Consider the following 25796-nt stretch of genomic DNA (forward strand, 5'->3'; position numbering starts at 1 on the left):
CTGCCATGCAATGGACGTTCACACTCGCTCTCGGACTTGTCGCCCTTTACACACTCGCTTTCGGAATTGGTGAATGGGAGTACGCGATCCCCGTGGTGATCGCGTTTTCGGGGCTGGCCGTTGATGTCGTCCTCTCCCTGATCCGCATGACCCGCGCCCAGAACGAGCTTATGAGCCGCCTTGCGGCCCTTCAGGACCGGCTCGACCACCTGATGGCATCCCAGTCCGGGAACCGTGGCGACGATCGCCCGCCTTCCCCCATGGTGACCGGGAACCCCGCCACCGGAACGCGGGGCCCGGGGCCACGGCTGCCTCAAACCCTGGCTGCGTCCGCCCCCCCGCCCGACGACCTTCGCAACCGCACGCCTGCAGCCGTTGCTTCCGAGGATCTCGCCGCCCCTCCTGAAGATCCGATCACACTCCGTCAGAGCGCGCGACCAGAGGCAATGACGGAACAGCCTTTGGCGGATTCCTCTTTCCCGCCGCCGGGTGGTCTGGCCGCCCGGCTGCTTGCGGCGGCCCGCCGCTGGCTTCTGGGGGGCAACACGCTTCTGCGCCTGGGGATGCTGGTCCTGTTCCTGGGGCTCGCCTTCTTCCTGAGCTATGCAGCCCAGTACGTTCAGACCCCCGTCTGGGTCCGCTATGCCGGGGTCATGGCCCTGGGCCTTGGGCTCGCGGTCTTCGGCTGGTTCCTGAGAACCCGGCGCCCGGCCTATGCCCTCGGGGTTCAGGGGCTGGGGATTGCGGTTTTGTACCTGTCCACCTTTGCGGCCCTCCGGCTGCATGAACTGGTGCCCGCCGACACCGCGTTTGTGGTTCTGGTGCTTCTGACAGTGGCCTCCGCCATGCTGGCGGTCCTCCAGAACTCGCGCGCGGTCGCCCTGGCGGCCACCCTGGGAGGCTTTGCCGCCCCGGTTCTGACCTCAAGCGGAGAGGGCAGTGTCCTCGCGCTTTTCAGCTACTATGCGATCTTGAACGCCGGCGTGTTTGCCGTGTCCTGGTTCCGCGCCTGGCGGTCTTTGAACCTCGCCGGGTTCGGGGCGACCTTCGGCATCGGCACCCTCTGGGGCCTGACATCCTACACACCGGAGCTGTTTGCGACCGCCGAGTTCTTTCTGGTCCTGTTCTTCCTGCAATACCTGACGATCGGTTTTCTTTACGCCCGCAGGCGACTGAACGAACAGCCCCTGCCCCCCCTGCCCCCCGGGGCAAGCTTTCTGGAGCACCTGAGGCGCGGCGCCGCGGGAGGTGACCCGGTGGACGGCGCCCTGCTTTTCGGGCCGCCCCTGGCCGGTTTTGCCCTCCAGTGGACCCTGGTGCAGCCGTTCGAGTATGGGCCCGCGGCCTCGGCAATCGCCCTGGGAGCCCTGTACGGCCTCCTTGCCGTGGCGGTCCCGCGGGTGTGGCGCCCGGTTCCCGCCATGCTCCTGGAGATCTGCGCGGCGCTTGGGGTGGTGTTTGCCTCCCTTGCGGTGCCCCTTGCCCTGGGCGCCACCTGGACATCGGCCCTCTGGGGGGTGGAGGCTGCCGGAGTCTACTGGGTGGGCCTGCGTCAGCACCGCCCGGTTGCGAGGGCCTTCGCCCTGCTTTTGCTGGCCGGAGCGCTGGTCTCTCACCTCGCATCACTGAGGATGGTTCCGGGGGCTGTCCCGGTTCTTGAGGGCAATGCCTTCGGAGCCGTGCTTCTGGCGGGCGCCTTCGCGCTCACCTCGTGGAACCTCCGGAACAGCCGGGGTGTGCGCCTGATGCCCGTCGAGACCCGGGGTGTTTCCGGGGCGGCGATTCTGGCTCTTGCCCTGGCGGCCCTTGCGCCCCTCATGCTGTGGGGCGTGGGAGCAACCATCGTCTCCTGGGCGGGGACGGGTGTCCTTGCCGCCCTGGCGGCCCGGTCCCTGCCCTCGAAACCCCTGCTGTATGGAGCGCTCGCCCTCCAGGGGCTGGCAGGCCTGGTGTGCCTGCTGTGGCTGGATGTGCTGCCCGCGCCGTTCACCGGACCCTCTGCCTTTCCCGCTCCGGGCGTGATGCCGTGCGCCGCGCTCTTCGCCGCCGCTCTCGCCATTGCCTGGTTCGCACGGGGAACGCACACCGCACCCGGGAGCGGGCACGCCACCGGAGGCGCCCCGTCCCCCGCATCGGAGGACACCCTGTCTCCCAAGGGCCTTGCGTTCCTTGGCTGGGGGCTGCTGTGGGCGTTTCTTGCGCTGGTGGTGGAGGCCAACGGCCTGCTTCCTCCCGGCTGGCGCATCCACGGAATTGTCCTGGGGTACGCTCTTGTCATGGGCGGGCTGGCCCTTCTGGCGGCTCGCGCCCGGTGGAACGAACTGGGAGCCGTCAGCCTGTCTGCCCTGCCGGTGGCCTTTGTGCTTTTCCTGTGCGTGCTTGGCCTGGATGCGGTGTTCCTTATTCCGGTTCCCAGACCTGAGGCGCTTGCCCCCCAGGTCTACCAGCCGTTCGCCTTCGGGGGCTGGGTCGCGTGGCCGGCGGTGTTTGCCCTCAACCTCGTGCTGCTCGTGCGCTTTCGTGCGCATCTTCCGGCCGGTCTGGTGACCGGGGGCCATGTCCTGGGCGCGTGGCTGCTTGTTCTTGTTCCGGCGTTCGGGCTTCGGGAACTCCTGATGGACCTTCCGGATGACGCCAGCGCGTGGCGGTGGCTGGGGTGGGGGCTGGCGCCCACCCTCTACCTGGCGGCTGTGGCCCGGTTTGGAACCCGGTTGCCTCCGTTTTCCCTGAACCCGAGGGCCTGGGGGGTTACGGCCGCCGTGCCGGTCGCCGGGGCCCTGGCCCTGTGGTTCGGGCTGGCCGTGCTGTTCAGCGATGGCGCGGCAGCCCCGCTTCCCTACATTCCCCTGCTGAACCCGCTGGAGATCGCTGCAGCCCTGGCCGCCACGACCCTTCTCTACTGGCTGGTTCATCTTGGGCCCACATTTGGCGTCGACTTCGCCGAACGCAACCGGGTCGCTCTTGTTCGGACGACCGGGGGAGCGGCCCTGGTGTTCGTATCGTGCGCCGTCTTCCGGGCGGTGCATCACCTGAGCGGTATCCCCTTCGAGCTCGCGGCCCTGGCGGGATCCATGACCACCCAGGCGGCCCTGTCCATCGTCTGGACCCTGGTGGCCCTGGGGCTGATGATCGGTGGCCACCTGGGCGCCCGGCGGCCTGCCTGGATCGCGGGTGCCGGGCTTCTGGGGCTGGTCATTGCCAAGCTGTTCCTGGTGGACCTGGGAGGCACCAACAGCCTGGAGCGGATTGTCTCGTTCCTGGGAGTTGGGGTCATGATGCTTGTGGTCGGGTATTTCGCGCCCCTTCCGCCGCGCACGTCGGCAGAAAGCGACGGAGACGACGGCCCCCGGTCCCCGGACGCAGACCCTTCAGCGGCCCAGCCCCCGCCTCCCACGGAGGCCATGCCACAGCCTCCCACGGAGGCTCCATGACACGTCACCGGCTTGCAGCCCCTGTGGGCCTGACGTGGGCCTGACCTGGGCCTGATGCGGGCCCGCTCCTGTCCACCCTGATCCCGGGGTTACAGCACCCGGTCCCCGCCTTTATGGGGGACGGCGGTGAGCGGCGTCCGACGGGCGCATGCATCCCCCCGCAATAGAGCCCGCAGTCCCCACGGACCGGGGCCTGGCGTCTTGCAGGCGCTCCTGATCCTGAACCCGGTCGTGCTCCTCTCCACAGCGGTGCTCCTGCTGCGCAGCCTCACCCGACAGAACCGGACATAAAAAAAGCCTTCCCCGGAGCGTGGTCCGCATCCCGGGAAGGCCTGGGCTGCCGCAGCCGGGTGGCCGCGGCACACCGCTGTACGTGTCAGATGTGAAGGGCCCGCTTCTCTGCCGCCAGAGCCGCCTCCTTCACCGCCTCGGCAAGCTGGGGGTGGGGATGGCAGGTATAGGCAATGTCCTGGATCGAGCCACCGTAAACCATGGCCGTAACCGCCTCCATGATCAGATCCCCGGCCTGGGGACCAATGATGTGGCAGCCCAGAACCCGGCCGGTGCGCCGGTTCGCGAGAACCTTCACAAAGCCGTCCGTGAAGCCGTTCGCTTTCGCGCGACCGTTGGCAGCGAAGGGGAACTTGCCCACAAGATAGTCGACGCCGTCGGCCTTCAGCTGCTCTTCCGTCTGGCCCACGCTTGCGGCCTCGGGGGTGGTGTACACCACCGAGGGAATGGTGGCGTAGTCCACATGACCGGCCTGTCCGGCAAGACGCTCCATCAGGGCGACGCCCTCCTCCTCGGCCTTGTGGGCGAGCATCATGCCGCCGATCACGTCACCGATGGCGTAGACACCCTTGGCCGTGGTCGCCAGGGTCTCGTCCACCTGGACGAACCCGCGCGCGTTCAGAGCCACGCCGGCAGCCTCAAGCCCCAGGTCCGCCGTGACGGGACGGCGCCCGATCGCCACCAGAACGGTCTGCGCCTCGAACGCCTGTTCCTCGCCGCCCGCAGACGGGGTGGCGAACACGCGCACGCCCTTGGCGGTCCGCTCCGAGCGCACCACCGAGCGGCCAAGGTGGAACTCGATCCCCTGCGCGGCCAGGCTCTTTTGCATGGCGGTACGGATCTCGCCGTCCAGCGGCGGCAGAACGTGGTCGAGATACTCGATGACCTGCACCCGGGTGCCCAGACGGCTCCACACGGACCCCAGCTCCAGACCGATCACCCCGGCTCCGATCACAATCATGGTCTCGGGAATGCGGTCCAGCTCCAGCGCGCCGGTGGAGGACAGGACGGTCTTCTCGTCCACCTCGAGCCCGGCCAGCGGCGCCGAGAACGAGCCGGTCGCCAGCACGATGGCCGGAGCCTCGAGGGTCCGCTCGCCCCCGGCCGCCAGATCCACGTGCACCTTGCCGCCGCCAAGAAGGCGCGCATGGCCGTGGATCCGGTCCACCTTGTTCTTCTTGAAGAGAAAATCGATCCCCTTCGTATTGGAGGCAATGACCTCGTTCTTGCGGGCCATCATCTTTGCCACGTCGACCTTCAGGGTGCCGGTCTGGATCCCGTGGTCCGCAAAGTGATTTTTCGCGTCATCGAAGTGGTGGGACGACTGGAGCAGAGCCTTCGAGGGAATGCAGCCCACGTTCAGGCAGGTTCCGCCAAGAGTGTCCCGCTTCTCCACGCAGGCGACCCTCATGCCGAGCTGGGCGGCGCGGATCGCCCCGACGTAGCCGCCGGGACCGCCACCGATCACAATCACGTCATAGGACGGAGCCCCCATGGTCAGATGCCCTCCTCAAGAAGGAGGCGCACCGGATCCTCGAGGCAATCCTTCACGTGGACAAGGAAGGTCACGGCCTCCTTGCCGTCCACGATGCGGTGATCATAGGACAGGGCAAGGTACATCATGGGACGCGCGGCGATGGAGCCGTCCGGCAGGACCACCGGACGCATCTGGGTCTTGTGCATGCCCAGGATGCCGGACTGGGGCGGGTTCAGGATCGGGGTCGACAGCAAGGAGCCGTACACGCCACCGTTGGAGACGGTGAAGGTGCCGCCGCTCATTTCCTCGAGCGTCAGCTTGCCGTCCCGGGCCCGGTTGCCGTACTCGATGATCTTGGCCTCGATCCCGGCGAAGGACAGTTGGTCGCAGTCCCGTACAACGGGAACCACAAGCCCGGTCGGTCCGCCCACCGCGATACCGATATCGTAGTGGTTCTTGTAGACGATCTCGTCCCCGTCGATCTCGGCGTTGATGGCCGGGATGTCCTTGAGCGCCGAGACGCACGCCTTCACGAAGAAGGACATGAAGCCGAGCTTCACGCCGTGCTTTTTCTCGAAGACGTCCTTGTAGCGCTTGCGGGTCTCGAGGATGGCCGTCATGTCCACCTCGTTGAAGGTGGTCAGGATCGCAGCCGTGTCCTGGGCCCCCTTCAGACGCTGGGCAATGGCCCGGCGCAGGCGGGTCATCTTCACCCGCTCCTCGCGATCGCCCGCGGGACGGGCTGCCGTGGCAGACGGGGCCGACGCGGCTGCCGGCGCGCGAGCGGCGGCGTCCATGCTGTTGACCACATCCTCACGGGTCAGGCGTCCGTCCTTGCCGGTGGCGGGGATCTTCGCCGGATCCAGGCGGTTTTCCTCGATCAGCTTGCGGGCTCCCGGAGGAACGGGGAACGAGTCCCCGGACGCGGCCGCCGGAGCCGGAGCCTTGGCGGCGCCTGCCTTGCCCGCAGCCGCAGCCGCACCCGAAGCCGCCTTGCCGGACTTCGCCGCGGCCGGAGCGGCGGTGGCCGTCGCCCCCTCCTCGATCAGCGCGAGGACCGCGCCGACCTCGACCTCGGCCCCCTCGGCCGCCACAATTTCCGAAAGCACACCGGAGACGGGGCACGGAACCTCCACCGTCACCTTGTCGGTTTCCAGTTCCACGAGGGGTTCGTCAGCAACGACAGCCTCACCCGCCGCCTTGAGCCATTTGGCAACGGTGGCTTCGCTCACGGATTCACCCAGCTGGGGAACGGTTAATTCTATGGCCATGAAAACTCTCCCGGTCAGGACCGCTCTTGGCGAGAGCGCATTTTGGAACGTTGCAGGTTCAAAGGGGAATGCCGGTCTGGGGACCGGGGTTCGTGGGCGGGCGACGGAACGGCTGGGGCAGAAGGTCACGGTTCCAGTTCAGAGCCTGGTCAATGACCTGGGCCTGCTCCACAAGGTGCTTCTTGAACAGACCCGTCGCCGGAGACGCAGCCGGAACACGCCCGGCGTACAGCGCACGCCGCTGGTGGCGGCAGCCCAGCTCGTCGAGAAGGTACTCGATGCGACGCACCGCAAACGGCCAGGCACCCATGTTTCCGGGTTCCTCCTGGGCCCAGACGATCTCCGCCTTCGGATAGCGGCGAAGCTGGGTCATCAGGGTGTCCTTAGGCCACGGATAGAGCTGCTCGACGCGGATGAGCACCACGTCCTTGATGCCCTGCTCCTCGCGGGCGGCCAGAAGATCGTAATAGATCTTGCCGGAACACAGGACCACCCGACGGGCGTCCGCGTTGTCCGCAATCGCCGGATCGGTCTCGCCGATCACCCGGTGGAAGCCGGACTCGGTGAACTCGCTCAGGGGGCTGACCGCCAGCTTGTGGCGCAGCAAAGACTTGGGCGAGAACACGACCAGCGGCTTGCGGAAGTTCCGCCGGATCTGGCGCCGCAGGGCGTGGAAGTAGTTCGCCGGCGTGGTGATGTTGCAGACCTGCATGTTGTTCTCGGCACACAGCTGCAAGAAGCGCTCGGGCCGGGCGGAGGAGTGCTCGGGGCCCTGGCCCTCGAACCCGTGGGGCAGGAGCATGACGAGACCCGACATGCGCAGCCACTTGCTCTCGGCCGACGAGACGAACTGGTCGAAGATCACCTGGGCGCCGTTGGCGAAGTCGCCGAACTGGGCCTCCCACATGACGAGCCCCCGGGGCTCGGCGAGCGAGTAGCCGTACTCGAATCCCAGGACCGAGAACTCGGACAGGGGGCTGTCGATGACCTCGAACCGGGCCTGGCCCTCGGAGATGTGCTCGAGCGGGATGTAGCGGTTCTCGTTGGTCTGGTCCACCAGGACGGCGTGACGCTGGGAGAACGTCCCCCGCCCGCTGTCCTGACCGGACAGGCGAACCGGCGTGCCCTCCACCAGAAGGGTGCCGAAGGCAAGCGCCTCGGCGGTGGCCCAGTCGATGCCCTCACCGGTCGTCATCATCTGGCCCTTGGCCTTCAGCTGGCGGAGGATCTTGGGGTTGACGTCAAAGTCCTTCGGCGGCGTGGAGATGGCGCGCCCGACCGTGCGCAGGACATCGGCCCCCACACGGGTGGGATCCTGGCGGAACTCCTCCTCGCCGGTCAGGGCCTCGAGCCCCTCCCAGCGCCCCATCAGCCAGTCCGCCTTGTTGGGACGGTAGGTCTGGGAAGCCTTGAACTCCTCCTCCAGATGGTCGGAGAAGGCCTTCTCCATGGCGTCCGCATCCAGGGGCGTGATCACCCCCTCGCGGACAAGCTGGCTGGCGTAAAGGGTGCGGGTGGTCTCGTGCTCGCGGATGGCCTTGTACATCAGGGGCTGGGTGAAGGCCGGCTCGTCCGACTCGTTGTGGCCCTGACGGCGGTAGCAGACCATGTCCACCACCACGTCCACGCCGAACTCCTGCTGGAACTCGATCGCAATGCGGGAGACGTGGACAACCGCCTCCGGGTCATCCCCGTTCACATGGAAGATCGGCGCCTGGATCATCTTGGCGATGTCCGTACAGTACTGGCCCGAACGGGAGTACTGGGGGCTGGTGGTGAAGCCGATCTGGTTGTTGATCACAAAGTGAACCGTGCCGCCCGTGCGGTAGCCCTTCAGGCGCGACAGGGCGAAACACTCGGCCACGATACCCTGGCCGGCAAAGGCCGCGTCGCCATGGATCAGGACGCCCACGACCTTGCGGCGCTCGGTGTCGCTGATCTGGGTCTGCTTGGCCCGGACCTTGCCCAGGACCACCGGGTCCGCGGCCTCAAGGTGGGAGGGGTTGGACTGGAGCGACATGGCCACCGAAATGCCATCGAACTCGCGGATGGCGGACGTGCCCAGGTGGTACTTCACGTCGCCCGAGCCCTGCATCTCGTCCGGGGTCGCGCTGTTGCCCTGGAACTCCGAGAAGATGGCCCGGTACGGCTTGTGCATGATGGTCGTGAGGACGTTCAGGCGTCCCCGGTGCGCCATGCCGACGTTGAAGTCCCGAACACCCAGCTGGGATCCGCGCTTGAGGATCTGCTCGAGGGCCGGGATCAGGGACTCGCCTCCCTCCAGGCCGAAACGCTTGGTGCCCGTGTACTTGACCTGCAGGAACTTCTCGAAGCCCTCGGCGTGGGTCAGACGCTCCAGAATGGCGGTCTTGCCCTCGGCGGTGAACAGGGTGTGATTGCGCTCGCCCTCAATACGGCGCTGGATCCAGCTTTTCTGGGCCGGGTCCTGGATGTGCAGGAACTCCACGCCGACCGTATTGCAGTAAGTGTCCTCCAGAACGTCGATGATCTGGCGCAGGGGCGCGTGCTCGAGCCCAAGGACGTTGTCGATGAAAATCTCGCGATCAAGATCCGCATCCGTAAACCCGTAGGTCGTATACAGAAGCTCGGGATGATCTTCCGGGCGCGACAGGTTCAGGGGATCCGTGCGGGCCTTCAGATGCCCGGTGGCCCGGTAGGCCCGGATGAGCATCAGGGCCCGAATGGAATCGAGGGTCTCCTGGCGGGGTCCGTCCGCGCACTCGCACGGATCGCCGGACGGGGCTGCGGACGCCGGTGCGGCCGAAGCCGGGGCCGGACCACCCTTTGCGGGCGCACCCTTTTTGGGGCTCTGCTGGTCCGGGTCCGGCGCGCCGATCACCCGATTCCCTCTGGGCTTCCAGCCCGGCCCCTTGAGATCTGCCTCCAGATCCCGTGTGGTTTCAACCGCGCCGCTGGTCAGCTCCCGGAAAAAGGCTTTCCAGGACGGATCCACCGCGTCGGGGTTTTCCAGATAGCGTCCATAAATCTCGGCGATATAAACGGCGTTTGCGCCGCTCAGAAAAGAGGACTCCACGTTCCACATCCCATGTAGTTTACGGGAACACGCATCCGCACAGAGAGCGTCCCCGGCGAGTTTTCCCGAAAAGACCGACTGAAAGGGGCTGGTATAACCTAGTATGTCCGGATTGGTTTTGGAAGGCGTCAAAAAGGCTGAAAGCCGGAAAAATGGCAATAAAACCGGCACTGGAAGCCCGCCCCAACAACACCCGGATCGAGCTATAACCGAGGGTAAACGCGCGCCATGCAAGGACGCGAAAACGCACCTGCGAAAACCACGGGAAACCCATTTCCGGCAGGAGAAACAGGCCCCCTGTCCGCCCGAGAATCAAAACGCGCGAAAAACCCCAGCGCACATGACTTGGTTGATTACAATGAGAAAGGAAACCGGGGCAGGAGGGGCGCCCCCAACCCGGTTCCCTCCAAACCGGACAGCCGGCGCGACCGGTCCCCTGCACTGAGACCCCACGGAAGCCCCCGACAAACAAAGAACTCCGGGGGCCTTCCGCACGCCTGACGGAGGCCCCTGAAAAATTAAAACCGCAGAAATGCTGAAGCGGTAATGTTGGGAACCCACATCTCGCGTATCATTTCACACCTGCTTATGGTATTGTCCGACCTGAGTTTATGGACTCGGGTTTCGACTGTTTTTCCGCTCCCTTGCGCTTTGCTCGACATGACAATCCGTCTGCGCCTTCTCCTCGCGTTTTCCCTGTGCCTGCTCCTTGCGTGCTGCCTGACGAGCACGATCGTCTTTTTTTATGTGCGCGACGTCGATGAGCGGAACTTCCGGGCTCTGGCCATGAGCCACCTGGAGGGGGTGGAGGAGCGGATCACAGCCTTTATGGAGCCGGGCTGGATGGGCACCCGCTACCTGGCGGAGCTTCCGGCGCTTCGGGACTCCCGGGGCAAGCTCTCCAGCTACCTGGACGCCCCCCGCCCCACGACCCGGCGCAAGGGGATGGGCAGCTCCCAGGAGCGGCAGATCTACGACGAGCTCCTGCGCATGCACCGGTCCAACGGAAACTTCGGCGTGGTTTTCATGTCCAACGAGGACGGGCAGTTCGTCCGCGTACCGGACAGCAACGTGATCCCTCCCGGCTACGATCCGAGGGACCGCCCCTGGTACCGGGACGCCATGGAAGCCCCTCCCGGAAGCACGGTCGTCAGCGCGCCCTACGTGAATATCGGTGGGGCGCTGGTCTGCTCCATCATCACCCGGGTGAACGACATGGAGGGGAAGCCCCTGGGCATGGTGGGCGTCGACTTCAGCCTGGAGAGCCTGACCGCGGACCTGGGCGCGCGCAGGATCATGGACACAGGCTATCTCGTCATTCTGGACCGCCGGGGGCAGGTGCTGGTGGACGGCCAGCGGCCCGATGCGGTCCCGCGCCCGGTGTCCAGCTACTCGGTCCTGTGGCGTCAGGTTCTCACCGGTCCGGACGGGGAGTACACCGGCCCCAACACAAAGGGGGTCATGAAATATATCGTGACGCGCACCATCCCGGACCTGGACTGGAAGCTGGCGGTGGTGTTCAACCAGGATGAGCTCCTGAAGGCCTCCCGAGACCTGCTTCGGATCATGCTCTGGAGCACCCTTGCCGTCTTCCTGTTCACCCTGAGCATTGCCATCGCGCTGGCGCGGTCCATCACCCGCCCCATGGAGGATCTGGTGGATGCCTCCGCCATCATCTCGGACGGCCGCTACGAGACCTCCCGCGAGATGCGCGACGCCCTGCGCAAGAAGCTCGCGGTTCAGGGCTCGCCCGAGACCGTGCGCCTGTCCTCTGCCCTGCGCTCGATGATCATCACGCTCCAGGACCGGGTGGACGCGGCCGAGGCCGCCGACCGCGCCAAGGGCGAGTTTCTTGCCAATATGAGCCACGAGCTGTTCACCCCGCTCAACGCGGTCATCGGGCTGAACCACGCCCTGCGGAACTCGTGCCTTGATTCGGTCCAGAAAGGCTACGCCGAGAAAATCGCCTCCTCCGCCAAGACCCTTCTGACCCTGATCAACGACCTGCTGGATTTCTCGAAGGCCGAAGCGGGCAACGCCCGGCTCTATGAGCACGTCTTCAGCCTGCGCGAGGTGGTGAAAACCGCCGCCGGACGGTGCGCCAACGACGCGGCCGCCAAGAACCTGGAGTACACCTGGACAGTCCGGGAGGCCCTGCCCGACCTTCTGGTTGGGGACAGCCGGAAGCTGGAGCGGGTTCTGGTCAACATCCTGTCGAACGCGGTCAAATTCACCCGCAGCGGCTCCATCACCCTGGACGTGGCGCCGGAGAACACCGGGGACCGCCACGTTCTCGTGCACTTCTGCGTCACGGACACCGGCATCGGGATTGATGATGATCTCATGAAGACCCTGTTCTCGCCCTTCGTCCAGGCGGACAGCTCCGCAACCCGTCGCTTCGGCGGCACGGGCCTGGGCCTGGCCCTGGGGCAGAAGTACGTAACCCTCATGGGCGGGCGCCTGTGGGCGGAAAGCGAGCCCGGGACCGGGTCCACCTTCCACGTGGTGCTGCCGTTCGTGTTCGCCCCCCGGCCAGAGCCCCGGCCTGCCCGCCTGCCGGAAGCGGAGGCGGACACCACCGGCGACAGCACCGGCTCGAGCGCACCCGAGGCCGCCAGCGGAAACACCTGCGAGAGTGCCCGGGAGGACGCCGGGGGAAGCACCCCGGACACGACCGATGTCCCCGTGCCGGAGTGTCCGGGTGTCTGCGCACCCCGCGCTGCGGTATCGTCGGACCGGACCCCTGAGGGGCCGGACGCCGCCACCCGGTGCACACCCCCCGCCGCCACATCGGACGACGCGGACCGCTACCGCGGGAAGCGGGTTCTGGTTGTCGAGGACAACCCCCTGAACCAGCTTGTGACCGCAAACCTCCTCGAGCAGATCAGCGTGGAGGTGTCGGTGGCGAACAACGGGGTCGAGGCGCTTCAGATGCTCTCGGAGCAGAACTTCAATCTGGTTCTGATGGACATCCAGATGCCGGAGATGGACGGCCTGACCGCGACGCGCTGTATCCGGGAGGATCCGAAGTACGCCACTTTGCCCATCGTCGCCCTCACGGCCCATGGCTCTGCCGAGGACCGGCTGAAAAGCCTGGCCGCAGGAATGAACGACCACATGAGCAAGCCCGTCGAGGCGGAGGCCTTCTACGCCTGCATTAAGAAGTGGCTGGCCTGACAAAAACAGGAAGCGCTTTCAATTCAACACAAAAGGATGCTGTTAAGAAAGATTTAACTTTTGTCTTGACGCACACGGGAAACATGCAAGACTTGTCTTTCTCGCGGTGGAATATCTGCGCAGCGATGCCAGATGATTCTGAAAAGGAAGAGAGAGACCATGCATTCTCACGTTTGTCAGACAGGGACCGGGTACTCACGTCTCCTGAAGCTTGTGCCGGTTGTCGCGCTGGGAGTCTTCCTGGCCGCCTGCCAGACCACCCCGTACACGGGGCGCAGCCAAATGGTGTTCACAAGCGAGGCCAATGACGTGGCCCTCGGGGCTCGGGCCTCGAAAGAGGTTCTCAGCACGGAGCGCGCGGAAACCGGTACAGCCCGGGCCAAACGGGTCGAGGCCATCGGCAAGAAGATTGCCGCCGTCGCGGACCGTCCCAACTTCCAGTGGGAATTTCACACGATCCGCAAGGACGTCCTGAACGCGTTCTGCCTGCCCGGCGGAAAGGTGTTTGTCTATACCGGAATGCTGGATTTCGTGGGGAAGGATGACGACCAGCTGGCCGCCATCATGGGTCACGAGATCGCACACGCCATTGCCCGCCACGGGGCCGAGCGCGCAAGCCAGGCCCAGGCCACCAGCATCGGGCTTTCGGTGCTCAGCCAGGCGACCGGCATGAAGCCATCCGTCCAGAAGGGAGCCAGTGCCCTCGCCGAGCTCGGGATTCTTCTGCCGTACAACCGCCTGCAGGAAACCGAGGCGGACCACATCGGCGTGATCCTGGCGGCAAAAGCGGGCTACGATCCCCGGGCCGCCGTTCGCCTGTGGGAGAAAATGGAAAAGGTCGGAGGCCCCTCCGGACCTGCGTTCCTGTCCACCCACCCCCTCAGCGCCCAGCGCATCACGGACCTCGAGAAGGTGATGCCCGAGGCCATGAAATACTACGAGGCCGCCCGGAAATAACCCGGGCGCAGACGGTTCGGGGAGGGCATTTGTCACCGCGCGCCCTCCCCGCCCCCAACGCCTTTCCATCCCCTCCGCTCCGCTGAAACGGAGGCCTTTCAGGGGCCCAGAACGTCCCGCCCCCGGGCCACGGACCCGAGGCGCCAAAGGCGCACAGCGCGGACGAGGTCGACCGGGCATCGGGCCCCGGCGAGAGATGCCCAAAGCCGCACCCCCCCGCGGACCCGGGGAACCGGATCCCCGCGCCCGTCAGGCCCCTGCCATCGGGCCCATCCGGCGCACAGAGGCATCCGGCCCGATCCTGCGGGCGCCCGAGCCTCCGCAGATCCCCGGCGGTTCCGCTTCCCCGTCCCCGCAGACCTTGCCCGGAACCCTGACCCGCCCCCACATATCCCGCGCGCCCCCACGCCAGCCCGGGCCCTGGCCCACCTGTCCGCACGACGCGCGCCTGTGCCCAACGGAACGCAGTACAAGGGAACGGAACCGGCGCCCTTCCGGCGTGAGGGGAAGCAACCGGCCCGCCTGCGGAGCCCCTCCGGCGCGAACGCGCGCCGGGCACCGCGATCGTTCTGCCCGCCGCCCACCCGCAATCGGAGCCGGTCCGGAAAACTTGTCTCGACGAACCCGGCCCCAGCGGGCATTCTTCCGCCCCCGGCCTCCCCTGTCCCCCTGTGCCCCGGTTGCCCCATGTCCCACAGTCTCTCCCCCGTGCCTCCCCCGGCCGCCAGTGGCCCGGACGGGTCCGTCTTTTCGGCCTATGACCGTCTCTGCGAGCAGGAGGGCCTGCTTCCCGTCAAGGTGACGCCGTTCTACCAGCGGAAGGTCGAGCAGGAGGTTGCGGCGCTGGGGCACCGCGAGGGCCCGCTGTATCGTCTTGTGTACCCCACACCCGAACGGCTCGCCCTGAGAGTCCCCGGAGAGCGGGTCGATTTCGTGCGCGACCGGGCGGGGCTTGCCTCCGGCGGCCAGCAGGCGGTCATGCAGAAGTATCCGGACCGGCTCCTCTTCCTGCCCACCGAGCAGTGCGCCGCCCACTGCCAGTATTGCCTGCGACAGAACCTGCTGAACGAGCTGCGGGACGACAGCGCCCGGGACCTGGACCTGAAGCTGGAGGCCCTGCGTGCCTGTCTGGAGGCCCGGCCCAAAGTCAGGGAGGTCATCATCTCGGGGGGGGATCCCCTCACCCTTCCGGTGGAGGCCCTGATCCGGGTTCTGGACTTTGTCGCCCACGATTGCCGGGTGCCGAGGGTGCGCCTTCACACCCGCGCCATCGCCTATGCCCCCACGCTGTTCGAGCGCCCGGGACTGGCCGACGCCTTGGCCCGGACCCGGACCCGGGTGGTCCTGCATCTGGTACACCCGTACGAGATCTGCACCCGGGTGGCGGAGACCATCGGGATGCTTCGGGACGCGGGAGTCCGGCTCTACAACCAGTTTCCCCTGTTGCGCCGGGTCAACGACCACACGGAGGTCCTGGTCGAACACCTGGAGCTGCTGGACGACCTGGGCGTTCGGAACCTGTCGATCTTTGCCCCGGATCCGGTGACCTGGTCCGCCTCGTTCCGCCTGCCGCTGGCCCGCATCGCCGCCCTGATGGACGAGCTCAACGCCTCGACCCCCTCCTGGATCAACGCCACACGGTTCGTCTTTGACACCCCCATCGGGAAAGTCGCCCGGGAGGACATGCGCTCCAACGACGTGGAGGGCGGATTTGCGGTGTTCGAGCGTGAGGGGCGTTCTGTGACCTATCCGGACTTCCCCGCTGAACACGACCGTCCGGGCGATATCGCCACGCTTCTGTGGAAGGGGCCGCGCGCGCTGCAGACCGGCAGGTGATGAGTCTGACCCCGGTCAGGCCAGGGCCGCTGGGCGGGCTGTCACGACGCCATCAGAGACTGCGACAAGGGCAGGCTTGAACAGCCGGACACAGCAGACCTCGCCCGTGCCCCGAACACATCGGGGCGGGACGGTAGCGCGGCATTTCCCAGTCGGCCACACCGGCCGGTCCGGGCGGCGCGAGGACGCTCTCAGCGCGTGTCAGCGGGCGCGGACGCCGCCTCAGGCTCCGCCGCAGAGACGCCGCCCTCCGAAGCCGACGGGGCCGCGGGCTCCGAATGGGGCACCTGTCCGGGAGCGGACCGGGTTCCCGACGCCGGTTCCGGTGCCCGGGTCTCGTGCGGTGCCAAAGCACCCCCGTTATCCCCGGCCGGCGCAGCAGAATTTGCAGAGGGTGAAGGTGCGGAACCAGGACCGGGCTGCGGGTTTTCCTCCCGTGCGGGCGCCCGCCCGGCCCCCCGGGCATCCGCCGCATCAGGGTCCGCACCGGCCTCCGGTGCGGGAAGCCCGGCGGGATCCGCCTGCGATGCACCAGCCGGCTCCCCGGAAGGAACCGCCCGGGCCTCGGGCCGGGATGCCGGTTCCGAACCCGGCACGGCCTTCGGATCGGCCGCGCTTTCAGGCTTTGCCCCCTCCTCCGGGCCGGCACCCGGCACAACCATAGGGGCGGACGCCGCGGGAGCCACGGGATCCGCAGGTTCCGTCCCCGTGGTCCGGTCCTTCTTCTTGCGGATGAAAACACTGGCCGTGCGCCCGCTCACAAGACGGACCTCCGGGGGCACATCCTCGATCTGGACGCGCACGGGCACCCGCTGGGCAAGGCGAACCCAGTTGAATGTGGGGCTGACGCTGGCGAGGGTTCCGGGATTGTCCGCGCGCTCGCTGTCGTGGATACCGGCGGCAATTCCCTGGACCCGCCCCCGGAGCACATGCCCCGACCCCATCAGGTGAATGTCCACCGGATCATTGACCGCAATGCGCTCCAGCTTGTTCTCCTCGAAGTAGCCGGCCACATAGAACGAGCTTGTATCCACCAGGGCGGCGACCGCCACACCGGCGGTCAGGTAGGTTCCCGGACGCAGGTTGAAGTTGCTGATCACCCCGTCAACGGTGGCAAAGATGTCGGTGCGCTCCAGATCCAGACGGGCAAGATCCCGCTCGGCGATGACCTGGGCAAGGGCGCCCTCCGCCTCCTGCCGGCTGGAAACCACCTGCTCGCGCTTTTGCTGGGTGACGGCGCTGTCGTCCAGGTTCTGATAGCGCACCTCATCCTTGCGGGCCATCTCCAGGGTGGCGGTGGCGCGCTCCACCGCGGCCTCCTGCTGGGCCAGGGCCAGCTCATAGCGGCTCTTGTCCAGGGAAAAGAGGATGTCGCCCTTTTTGACCATGTCGTTGTCGCGGACATAGATCTTTCGCACAAACCCCGACACGTCCGGAGCAACCGACACATAGTCGGCCCGCACCTTGCCGTCCCGGGTCCAGGGGGCGTCCATGTAGTAGTCCCACAGGTGCACCGCCAGCAAACCGGCCAGCAGCGTCATCACAAGGGTCAGAAAGATGCGCCCGGCATGAAAGGATGAGAGCTTCATATCAGGGTCCTGTTCACAATCATCACGCCAATGGCCAGAACGATGAAATAGAGCGAAATATTGAACAGCGGAGGATGCCAGACAAAGGCGTAGAAGCCCCGCCGGTCAAGGAGAGCACGCAAAAAGGCCGTTGCTGCCAGAGCCCCCAGGGCAATGGCAAACAAGGTGGGGAAATAAACCCCGAGAACATTGAGATCCGAGTTCATGACGGCGTCTCCCTGCGCGACGGCCCGGCACCCGGGCCGGGGACTGCACCGCCAGTGTCACCCGGAGCGCCCTCCGCCACAAGCACCTTTGGCGCAATCGTTCCCGAGGGGCTGACCGCGCACGACAGGCCGATCAGGGCAACGCGCACGTTCCGGCTGGCCACACTGATGGGGCCATAGCTGACAATCCGAAGCGCCCAGTCGAAGATCCGCAGAAGGGCCGCCCTGTGGAGAACCCGGCGCGCGGGGTTGGGCTCCGAATAGTAGACCCGGATGGCCCGCAGAACCCGCTCGACGGCCTGGCGCTCCCGCCGGGGGAGCTCATGACGGCGCTGGTTCAGGCGCGCCGTGCACGCCGCAATCCTCAGATCCTTGAGGATGTCCGCCTTCGCCACTTCGGAGCTGGAGGGCACCAGTTCCAGGCGCGGCGCCAGAAGGCCAAAACGGTCCGTCATCCGGTAGAGCATCAGCCGCACGTCCGCGCTGGTCTCGTGGATCCGGGTGTCCGCCATGACAACAATATCGTGGACGCCCGCACTCAGAAGACGGCTGCCCGCCCACTCCGCCCCCACCGAGCGGATCAGCATGGTCATGGCCGCCGCCGTGTAGACCCCGAAGATAATCGCAAGGTTCGAGTTCACGAACTTGATGAAGTCCAGCTCCACGTGGGACTTGATCGTCAGCATGATGGGGATGTGGATACAGATCACGGCCCCCAGAACCGCAGTGTTGGGGTTCGCAATCAGGGTTCCCAGGGGCACCAGGATCAGCCCGAACATCAGGCAGAGCATCAGGAAGTCGTCCACCATCGGCACGAGCGCAAACGCGATGACGAAGGTCAGGGCAAAAGCCACAAGGAACAGGAGACACTGCTTGACCAGGCGGGGCACCGGATCATCCATGCGGGCAAACATGCAGCAGAAAATGGCGCTCATCATCGCCGCCGACGCCCCGTGGGGCCAGGCGGTATAGCGCCAGAAGGACACGGCCACCAGGGTGGTGACAAACACAGCCACCCCCGAGAGCAGGGTCATGCGCTGGTCCGTGTGGGTCAGAAGGGACGCCGGCAGAACCTCGAACCCCCAGGAGCCGGGCGCCAGGGTCTCCCCGGCCTCGATGCGCACGAGAAGGGCCGCGCACTCGCTGCGGATCCGCACAAAGTCCAGGATGTCCTGGGCCAGGTTCAGGGCCAGAAGGTCATACCGGTACGTGGAGCGCCCCACGGCTCCGGCCACCATCTGGAACAGGCGCCAGCACTCGGCCCGATCCCGCGACGACATCTCGACCAGATCCCCGCGCAGCCAGGCCACGACGATCTCGCGCATGCGCAAAAGGGCGATCTGACTGGTGGGATGGGCCTCGGCGACCTCGTCCTCCCGTTCCTCGCGGTCAATGGCGGTGACCAGATCCTCGATGGAGGACAGGAGCGGCAGAAGCTCCATCATCCGCATCTGAAGGGCCTGGAACCCCTGAAGATGCCCCCGCACACGGCCCGTATCGTAGGCCACCTGGGTGGTGAGCTCCCGCAAGGTCAGGGCATCGGCCGCCAGCTTGAGCCGCGCCGCCCGGGTCTCTTTGGCATCGGGGCGGCGCACAAAGGCCTGAAGCCCAAGGCGCGAGGCGTCCGAGAGCCAGTCCCGAAGGTTCTTGGCCACGACCGGCGCCGCATCCCGGGGAAAGAACACCCGGCTGACAAAGGCCGCGCACAAGATCCCGAGCCCGATCTCAAGGGCCCGCTGGACCGAGTAGGTAAACGCGATCTCGGGCGTGTCCACGATGGGAAAGGAGATGATGGCGGTCGAATACCCCGCCAGCATGAACACATAGGAGCGCGGCGTGCGGTCATAGAGCGACACCACAAGCGCCACAGCAATCCAAAGCGCAATCGCCAGGGTCAGGATGAGCGGATCATTGACCAGGTTGGGCACCAGGGCCACGCTCATCACCGCGCCCACAAGGCTTCCCACAAGCCGGTAGAACGCCTTGGAGGTCAGCGCTCCCGACAGGGGATGGGCAACGATGTAAACCGTGGCCATGGCCCAGTGGGGCTGGGCCAGATCGAAGAAAAACGCGATCCACAGCGCCAGCATGGCCGACGCCCAGGTCTTGAGCGAGAACACCACCGCGAGAAACGACGGGGTCTCGTAGAACGGAAGAACGGGAGCGGAGCGCGCAGCCATGGCAGGCCCCTCAGGACAGGGTCCGCGCGGGGGCGGGGGACGGGGGGCTCATTCGTCACCTCCCCGTTCGCCACCCTGCGCTGCCGCCCCCTTGCCGGGCCAGAGCGCCGCCAGGGCCGGAAGAATCCACAGGTTGCAAAACAGCGCATACACGAGAGCCAGGGTCAGCAGGATGCCCATGGACCGGGTTCCCAGGTGCGTGGAAATGGCCAGCGATCCGAAGGACGCAATGGTGGTCAGGGCCGAGTAGGTCACCGCCCGCGGCGTGGAACTTCCAATCACGCTGGCCAGATCCTCAGGCGTCAGGCGCGCCCGCCCCAGAACATGGATGGCCCCCGCCACGCCAAGCCCGACCAGAAGCGGCAGGACAATCACGTTGGCCAGGTTCAGGGGCATGCCGATCAGAACGGCCGTGGCCATGGTCAGAAGCCCCGCCAGGATCACCGGAACAAACACCAGGATCACCTCGCGAACGGTCTGGAACACCATCAGCACAAGGCCGACCACCAGAACAAGGGTGATGCTGGCGGCCAGGATGAACGCTCCGATCACGGTGCGGCCGGCCTCGGTGATGACCATGGGATCCCCGGAGGAATCATTCGGCGCCACCCGGGCAACGGCGTTTGCGAACTGGTTCAGAGCCGCGCCGCCGCCGCGCACATCAGCGGACGGGTGGACTTCCAGACGGTAGGTCTGGCCGTCCGCAGCCAGGTAGCGCGACGCCAGCTCGGGGGGGATGTCCTGAACGGTGACCGGCGCACTCACCTCGAGCATGTCCCGGATACGGGCGATCTGGGTCGAGAGGCTGTCAAACAGGCGCTCGTCCAGAACGCTGAGCGCGTCGGGGCTGGGAGGAAAGGCGCCCAATGCGTCGGAGAACGTGCGCGCTGCGGCCGCAAGATCCTGGTTTTTCGTATGAAGGGCAATCGAGGACATCTGCCGGATCATCGCCTGCCGGGCATCCAGAAGGGCGCCCGCATCCAGGGCCACGGGCACAGGGGACATGAAACCGGGGCCCATGACAAAGGACAGATCCTCGATCATGGACAGTTTCTCTTTCTGGCCCTCGGGCACAAGGCGCATCAGGTTGACCACGCCCCCCACCTCGGGCAGGGCCTCAAGGGCACGGGTTCTCTCGACCGCCTGGTCGCGCCCCTCCGCCAGAACGTTGATCTGGTAGGGATTGATCCGGGGATCAGCAAACACCTTGGCAAGGCAGACCATGGATTCCGTGTTGGGATCCTTCAGGGAGAGGGGGTCCGTGTCAAAGCGCAGGAACAGACAGGCGCTTCCCGAAGCCACCGCCAGCACCAGGGCCAGAGCCGCCACCACCCGGGGCCTGCGCACCGGATAGTTCTCGAGGGCAAGCTTCAGACGGGCAAGACGGCCCGGCTGCTCACTGGGGGCCCCGAAGGTGGGCGGAAACAGGGTCAGGACCGCAGGCAGGCAGGTCAGGTTCAGCAAAAGCGCCGCGGCCATGCCCACCCCGGAAATCAGCCCCAGCTGGGCAAGACCAATGTACTGGGTGGGAAGGAACGAGAAGAAGGCGATCATGGCCGAAAGGGCCGACAGCACAAGAGGCGTGCCCACGGTGCGGGCCGCGGACTCAAGAGCCTCGGCGTTGTCCATGGCCTTGATCCGGTTCTCCCGGTAGCGCAGGCCGTAGTGCAACCCGAAGTCCACCGAAAGCCCGATAAACAGCACCGCGAACGTGACCGAAATCAGATTAAGCGTCCCGACCGACACAAACGCAAACCCGGCCGTAATGGCGAGCCCCGAAAGCAGGGCCGACAGCATGCCGACAATCAGCCAGCCGGAGCGCATCCCCGCTACCAGAAGCAAGGTGACCGACAGGAAGGAAATCAGGCTGGGCCACAGCATGCCGGACTTGACGCTCTCAAGCTCGTCCTGGTCCAGAACCGGGGCGCCCGTCAGGCAGAAGTCCACGCCGTTCTCATGGATCAGACCCGCATCCCGGGCAATGCGGTTCACGGCCTCGATGGCCTGGCCCGCGGGCTCAAACCCGGTGTGGTCCAGAACCGGACGCACAAGGATCAGGCGCCGGGTCTCGCTCAGGCCCTCGCTGCCCGATCCCTGGAAGATGTGGGACCAGGGCATCTGGCGGCGGCTGTGCTCGCCGTTTGCGGCCACCGCCCCGGTGACCGTGGTCATGTTCCCGAGGATCCCCGGGAGGACCGCATCGAACTCGGAGGTGTCGTGCTCGGTCTGGCCGTAAATCAGGTCCAGAAGCTTCTCGAGGCCGTGAAGGGACGGATCCGCTGCCAGCACCGACAGGAACGGCTGCGCCCGGGCCAGGTCATCGGACAGGGAGCCCAGCTCCTTCGTGGACAGGTACAAAAGCCCGTTTTTCCGGAAATAGGGCAGATCCTCGAAGTCCACAGCGCTGACGATCACAGATTTCTGCTGGGACAGGCTGGACACGAGAATGTGCGAGGCCTGCTCGGCGAGACCGGCGTCGGCCGCATCGATGACCACAACCAGCTCGTCCCCCATGTCCGGGAAAAAGCTCGTGAAGCGCGCCTGGTTTTTCTGGAACGGAAGGTCGCTCGACAGCATGGATTCCGTGTCGGTGCGGATCGAGAACGAGTGAACCGCATACGCCGCCGAGAGACCGGTCAGAAGAACCACGGCAAACAGGCAGATGACAGGAGCCTTGCGCACCGTCCGCACCCACGAGACCACCATGGATGCAATAAATGAATCGATCCGTTTCAGAAACGACCCGTTCCCGGAAACCGCATTGTCCTGCATGTGACCCTTCCTTCAGTACCCGGCACGTGTTTGTCCGGGCGCTGTCCGTGCTGCGGATCAAGGGAGCGGCACGGCAGGCCGGCCCCGGATCCGGACGTGCACGCGCGCCCGTTTTCCAGTAAAGCAGGAACCGAAGACAGGATCCGGAAGCGGTTCCGGCGTGAAAACACAAAGAGTTGCCCGGTCGGTACCTGTTTTATGGTCTAGCGCCCTTTTACGGTCCGACGCAAGACAATCCGGCGCCCCTGCCACCCCGGGGCGAGGCTGTGCCCCCGTGCTCCGACCCTGCCCCGGCGGGCGCCCGTGCGCCCCGAACTAGAGCGCCGGACAGGGCACCCGGACCTCGTCGGGCGTCACGCTGAAGACGCCCACAGGCCCCGGAAACGGCTCAAGCAGAGCCCTCGCAAGCCTGGGGACGGCTCCGGCAAAATCGCGTTCCTCGCCCCGGTCCTCGGCAATGCCCTGGTAGAGGGTCCGTCCGCGGGAGGCGATGTGAACACTCAGGCGCCGGCAGGTGGTCCGCCCACCCGGCGCAACGCCCTCCCCCACAGGCTGGAGCACCTGAACACCCGTTCCGTCCCAGCCGTAGCGGTAGGTCTGCATGACCTCCTCCCCGTCCCCCTCGCACGTGAGCGACGAGGCGGTCTCCACGTCAACGCGCCAGCGGGCGGGCTGCTGCGATCCGGGAAACACCCGCCGGAACCCGAAGCTCTCCAGCAGGCCTGCCACCTGGTTGACCGAGACGGCCCAGAGAGGATCCTCCGCCTGCTCGCGGGACCGGGCAACAATGCTGAACGTCGTGGGGGAGATCCCCTGAAGGAGCGTGTGGTCCCGGCGCACACTCACGTCCACACCGGACACCTGGGACGGGCACGACGGTGTCACACCACCGGAGCAGGCCGCGAGAGACAGTCCTCCGGTCAGGACAAACCACTTCATCATCGGACGGGACGCCATGTCGTGCTCCTTTCACCGGACGCGGGTCCGGATCCTGCTGCCCCTGCGGACCCGGGCCGGGGGCCGGTCGGGATACCCGCCAGCCGCCAGCCCGGATCTACACTTGCGCCCCCGCCCGCACTCAGGCGTGGTGCGCCATCTCGGCGCGCGCCTGCTGGCGCAGCGCATCAATGGGAACCCGCCCGTCGGGACGGTCCAGGTACCAGAATGTCCAGCCGTTGCAGCTCGGCGCACCCTGGACGGCCGCACCCACCTGGTGGATGGAGCCGCTGTGCTGGCCGCGGGCCGTCACCGCAAGCAAGGTGCCGTCAGCCCGCACCCGTGCGGTGTAGCGCTTGGATGCGTCGCACAGGATGGTGCCGGGCTCGAGAACGCCCTGCTCCACAAACGAGCCAAACGGAATGCGCGGTTCCGAGCGCTTTGCGGGCGCCTGAAGAAGCGCCACGTCGCGAACCGGCTCGACCGCGTCGATACGGCGGGTGGCGGCCTCGATGTAGCGGGTTTCCCGCTCGATGCCGATCCACCGGCGTCCCAGGCGCTTGGCCACGGCGGCGGTCGTGCCGGAACCGAGGAACGGATCCAGGACCACATCGCCCGCCTTCGTCGAGGACAGGATCACCCGATAGAGAAGAGATTCCGGCTTCTGGGTCGCGTGCACCTTGCTCCCCTCCTCATCCTTGAGCCGCTCGGCACCCGTGCACAGGGGCAGCGTCCAGTCCGAGCGCATCTGGACACCCTCGTTCAAAGTCTTCATGGCCTCGTAGTTGAACGTGTAGCGCGCGTCCGGCGACTTCGCACACCAGATCAGGGTCTCGTGGGCGTTGGTAAAGCGCGTGCCACGGAAGTTCGGCATGGGGTTGGACTTGCGCCAGACAATGTCGTTCAGAACCCAGAACCCCATATCCTGCAAGGCCGCGCCCACACGGAAGATGTTGTGGTAGCTCCCGATCACCCACAGGGTTCCGTCATCCTTCAGCACGCGCCGCGCCTCCTTCAGCCATGCGTTCGTGAACGCCACATAGCTTTCCGGCGACTCAAAGCGGTCCCAGGCATCCTGAACGCCGTCGACACGGGAGTTGTCGGGACGGTGAAGCTCACCGCCGAGCATGAGGTTGTACGGAGGGTCCGCGAAAATGAGGTCCACGGAGCCGGTGGGGAGCGAGGACATCGTCTCGATGCAGTCGCCCTGAAGGATGGTGTTGATCGGGTGCGTTTTCATAATGAGCCGATTCTGCCCCGAAATTATTAAGAAGAAGTTATTGGGATTCAAACCGTTGGCCCCGATTCGCATGTTTTTTGGGCTCGGATTCGCGACACCGACATGTGGAGTCGCACCCTGCCCCGAGCCACCACATGTGGTCCGGCAAAAATGACCGCCCCGGCGGGCCTGTCCGGTTTTTACGAGGGATGAGGGCCAAAAAGGTGGTTTCGGGCGCGACTCGGCGGATCCTGACGAGTCGCAGGGAGTCGCAGGGGCCTGGAAATCGCCCCCGGTGGCGCCCCGGCTGACGCCAAATGTTAACGATTTGAGCTCACCGATGGCGGGCCGAAGACTGGTCCCACAAGCCTGGTCAACCACGAGACCACCCCGAGAGCAGCCAGGCACACACCCCATCCTGACAAGCCGGCGTCAATGCGGATGGCGCCACCAGAGACTTGAAAAGCAGTGTTGGAGCCTGGGAACACGGCCTTGTCAGGACGTATCCTGCGCCTTGCGCTCACCAGTCAGGGAACGGGGCGATAGACCTCGCTTGCCAGTGCAGACCTCAAACCGCCCCAGAAAGCCCGCTGTAAGCCGTATCGAAACACGATGGGCGCGCCGATCACGGCACGGGGAGAGACATCACACACCTGTGCGTACCGGCCCGTGACTCAGCATACACAGCCTCTGTTACACGCTCCCGACGCGCCTACCTCGCCATATCCACCTCGCTCGACGAGACCCTCTCACGGCTGGCATGCCGGTATTCTGCCCCCCCCTGGTCCTATGAGAAGCAGCCAACTCCCTTCGACACTGACCGCCCCCGCCCCCGTCTGGCGAGCTCCGGACAGACCTGAGGAAAGCCCGCCGTCTTGACGTCCGAGCGCTGGATGGTGCCCCGTTCGCCCCGCCTACACGAGACGAAGCGCATGCATTTCTCGCCCCAGGTTTCTGGAGAGACCGGGGAGCACCGCACGCGATGCATCTGAGCTCCGCCCCAACCACCCCTGTGTACCGCTGACACGTAAGCATGAGAGCAGATCGTGGAGACATGGTGCCCTTGGCGGCCTCAGCGTTTGGCCCACCTGCACGGGGCTCGGAGCGATCTGCTGTAACTCCGGCTCTCATCCCCTGCAGGTATCCGGGCTGCGTGGCCGCGCCTGCGCGTTCCCATTCGGGCGAGGGAGGAGTGGTGAGCCGTTGGGTCTGTGCTGGCGCCCGGTCCGCTGTCTACATGAGCAGTGCCCTGTGCGGTTGGCTTTGGGGGCGTTGAGACGTGAACCGAGCTTTTGCGGCCGGGAGGCCCCGCTTGTACGGGATCCGGCCAGATCTGCTGTAACTCCCGGCCTCGTCTCCGGACGGCTTCCGGGGCGTGTGGGGGCGACTTTGTCCACGT

The 25796-nt window shown here is 66.1% G+C and carries 13 protein-coding genes; 4 read left to right on the forward strand and 9 right to left on the reverse strand.

Annotated elements, in window-relative coordinates:
* Positions 1–5: 5 nt before the first annotated feature.
* Positions 6–3431, forward strand: a complete 3426-nt coding sequence (locus IHV25_RS08700) for a DUF2339 domain-containing protein (RefSeq protein ID WP_192534725.1) — start codon at positions 6–8, stop codon at positions 3429–3431.
* Positions 3432–3807: 376 nt separating this feature from the next.
* Here the strand turns inward: IHV25_RS08700 and lpdA are convergent, their stop codons facing one another.
* The 3 genes from lpdA to IHV25_RS08715 are packed head-to-tail and all read right to left on the reverse strand — an operon-like array spanning position 3808 to position 9534.
* The gene (gene lpdA / locus IHV25_RS08705) at positions 3808–5217 is read right to left on the reverse strand and encodes a dihydrolipoyl dehydrogenase (RefSeq protein ID WP_192534726.1); all 1410 of its coding nucleotides are present in this window, start codon (positions 5215–5217) and stop codon (positions 3808–3810) included.
* Positions 5218–5219: 2 nt separating this feature from the next.
* On the reverse strand, positions 5220–6470 hold the full coding sequence (odhB, locus tag IHV25_RS08710; protein WP_192534727.1) for a 2-oxoglutarate dehydrogenase complex dihydrolipoyllysine-residue succinyltransferase: 1251 nt from the start codon (positions 6468–6470) through the stop codon (positions 5220–5222).
* Between the two features lie 58 nt (positions 6471–6528).
* Positions 6529–9534 (reverse strand): 2-oxoglutarate dehydrogenase E1 component, encoded by a 3006-nt coding sequence (locus IHV25_RS08715; protein ID WP_192534728.1) that lies wholly within the window; start codon positions 9532–9534, stop codon positions 6529–6531.
* Between the two features lie 651 nt (positions 9535–10185).
* On the opposite strand from IHV25_RS08715, the gene IHV25_RS08720 reads away from it, so the two are divergent.
* The 3 genes from IHV25_RS08720 (at position 10186) to IHV25_RS08730 (ending at position 15495) form a co-directional block, all read left to right on the forward strand.
* Positions 10186–12702 (forward strand): hybrid sensor histidine kinase/response regulator, encoded by a 2517-nt coding sequence (locus IHV25_RS08720; protein ID WP_192534729.1) that lies wholly within the window; start codon positions 10186–10188, stop codon positions 12700–12702.
* 159 nt (positions 12703–12861) lie between these two features.
* The gene (locus IHV25_RS08725; protein ID WP_192534730.1) at positions 12862–13659 is read left to right on the forward strand and encodes a M48 family metallopeptidase; all 798 of its coding nucleotides are present in this window, start codon (positions 12862–12864) and stop codon (positions 13657–13659) included.
* Between the two features lie 687 nt (positions 13660–14346).
* Positions 14347–15495: a radical SAM protein gene (locus IHV25_RS08730; RefSeq protein WP_192534731.1), complete on the forward strand. Its 1149-nt coding sequence runs from the start codon at positions 14347–14349 to the stop codon at positions 15493–15495.
* Between the two features lie 191 nt (positions 15496–15686).
* Here IHV25_RS08730 and IHV25_RS08735 read toward each other — a convergent pair whose 3' ends face one another.
* The 6 genes from IHV25_RS08735 to IHV25_RS08760 all read right to left on the reverse strand — a co-directional run bounded on the left by IHV25_RS08735 (position 15687) and on the right by IHV25_RS08760 (position 24418).
* Positions 15687–17084, reverse strand: coding sequence for an efflux RND transporter periplasmic adaptor subunit (locus IHV25_RS08735; RefSeq protein ID WP_192534732.1), 1398 nt, complete (start codon positions 17082–17084; stop codon positions 15687–15689).
* A complete protein-coding gene (locus IHV25_RS08740) occupies positions 17081–17290 on the reverse strand; it encodes a DUF1656 domain-containing protein (RefSeq protein ID WP_192534733.1) in 210 nt (69 codons plus the stop codon). The genes IHV25_RS08735 and IHV25_RS08740 overlap by 4 nt, the downstream gene beginning before the upstream one ends.
* Positions 17287–19470, reverse strand: coding sequence for an FUSC family protein (locus IHV25_RS08745; protein WP_192534734.1), 2184 nt, complete (start codon positions 19468–19470; stop codon positions 17287–17289). The genes IHV25_RS08740 and IHV25_RS08745 overlap by 4 nt, the downstream gene beginning before the upstream one ends.
* A 48-nt stretch (positions 19471–19518) precedes the next feature.
* Positions 19519–22242 (reverse strand): MMPL family transporter, encoded by a 2724-nt coding sequence (locus IHV25_RS08750; protein ID WP_192534735.1) that lies wholly within the window; start codon positions 22240–22242, stop codon positions 19519–19521.
* Between the two features lie 315 nt (positions 22243–22557).
* Complete coding sequence (locus IHV25_RS08755; protein WP_192534736.1) at positions 22558–23199, reverse strand: hypothetical protein; 642 nt, start codon at positions 23197–23199, stop codon at positions 22558–22560.
* A gap of 121 nt (positions 23200–23320) precedes the next feature.
* Positions 23321–24418, reverse strand: coding sequence for a site-specific DNA-methyltransferase (locus tag IHV25_RS08760; RefSeq protein ID WP_192534737.1), 1098 nt, complete (start codon positions 24416–24418; stop codon positions 23321–23323).
* Positions 24419–25796: the final 1378 nt, after the last annotated feature.

Source organism: Phaeovibrio sulfidiphilus (assembly GCF_014861485.1).
In the GTDB taxonomy this organism is placed as follows: domain Bacteria; phylum Pseudomonadota; class Alphaproteobacteria; order Rhodospirillales; family Rhodospirillaceae; genus Phaeovibrio; species Phaeovibrio sulfidiphilus.

Coding starts and splice junctions, on each gene's coding strand:
- IHV25_RS08700 (WP_192534725.1), top strand. CDS start 6: ATGCAATGGACGTTCACACTCGCTCTCGGACTTGTCGCCCTTTACACA.
- lpdA (WP_192534726.1), bottom strand. CDS start 5,217: ATGGGGGCTCCGTCCTATGACGTGATTGTGATCGGTGGCGGTCCCGGC.
- odhB (WP_192534727.1), bottom strand. CDS start 6,470: ATGGCCATAGAATTAACCGTTCCCCAGCTGGGTGAATCCGTGAGCGAA.
- IHV25_RS08715 (WP_192534728.1), bottom strand. CDS start 9,534: ATGTGGAACGTGGAGTCCTCTTTTCTGAGCGGCGCAAACGCCGTTTAT.
- IHV25_RS08720 (WP_192534729.1), top strand. CDS start 10,186: ATGACAATCCGTCTGCGCCTTCTCCTCGCGTTTTCCCTGTGCCTGCTC.
- IHV25_RS08725 (WP_192534730.1), top strand. CDS start 12,862: ATGCATTCTCACGTTTGTCAGACAGGGACCGGGTACTCACGTCTCCTG.
- IHV25_RS08730 (WP_192534731.1), top strand. CDS start 14,347: ATGTCCCACAGTCTCTCCCCCGTGCCTCCCCCGGCCGCCAGTGGCCCG.
- IHV25_RS08735 (WP_192534732.1), bottom strand. CDS start 17,084: ATGAAGCTCTCATCCTTTCATGCCGGGCGCATCTTTCTGACCCTTGTG.
- IHV25_RS08740 (WP_192534733.1), bottom strand. CDS start 17,290: ATGAACTCGGATCTCAATGTTCTCGGGGTTTATTTCCCCACCTTGTTT.
- IHV25_RS08745 (WP_192534734.1), bottom strand. CDS start 19,470: ATGGCTGCGCGCTCCGCTCCCGTTCTTCCGTTCTACGAGACCCCGTCG.
- IHV25_RS08750 (WP_192534735.1), bottom strand. CDS start 22,242: ATGCAGGACAATGCGGTTTCCGGGAACGGGTCGTTTCTGAAACGGATC.
- IHV25_RS08755 (WP_192534736.1), bottom strand. CDS start 23,199: ATGGCGTCCCGTCCGATGATGAAGTGGTTTGTCCTGACCGGAGGACTG.
- IHV25_RS08760 (WP_192534737.1), bottom strand. CDS start 24,418: ATGAAAACGCACCCGATCAACACCATCCTTCAGGGCGACTGCATCGAG.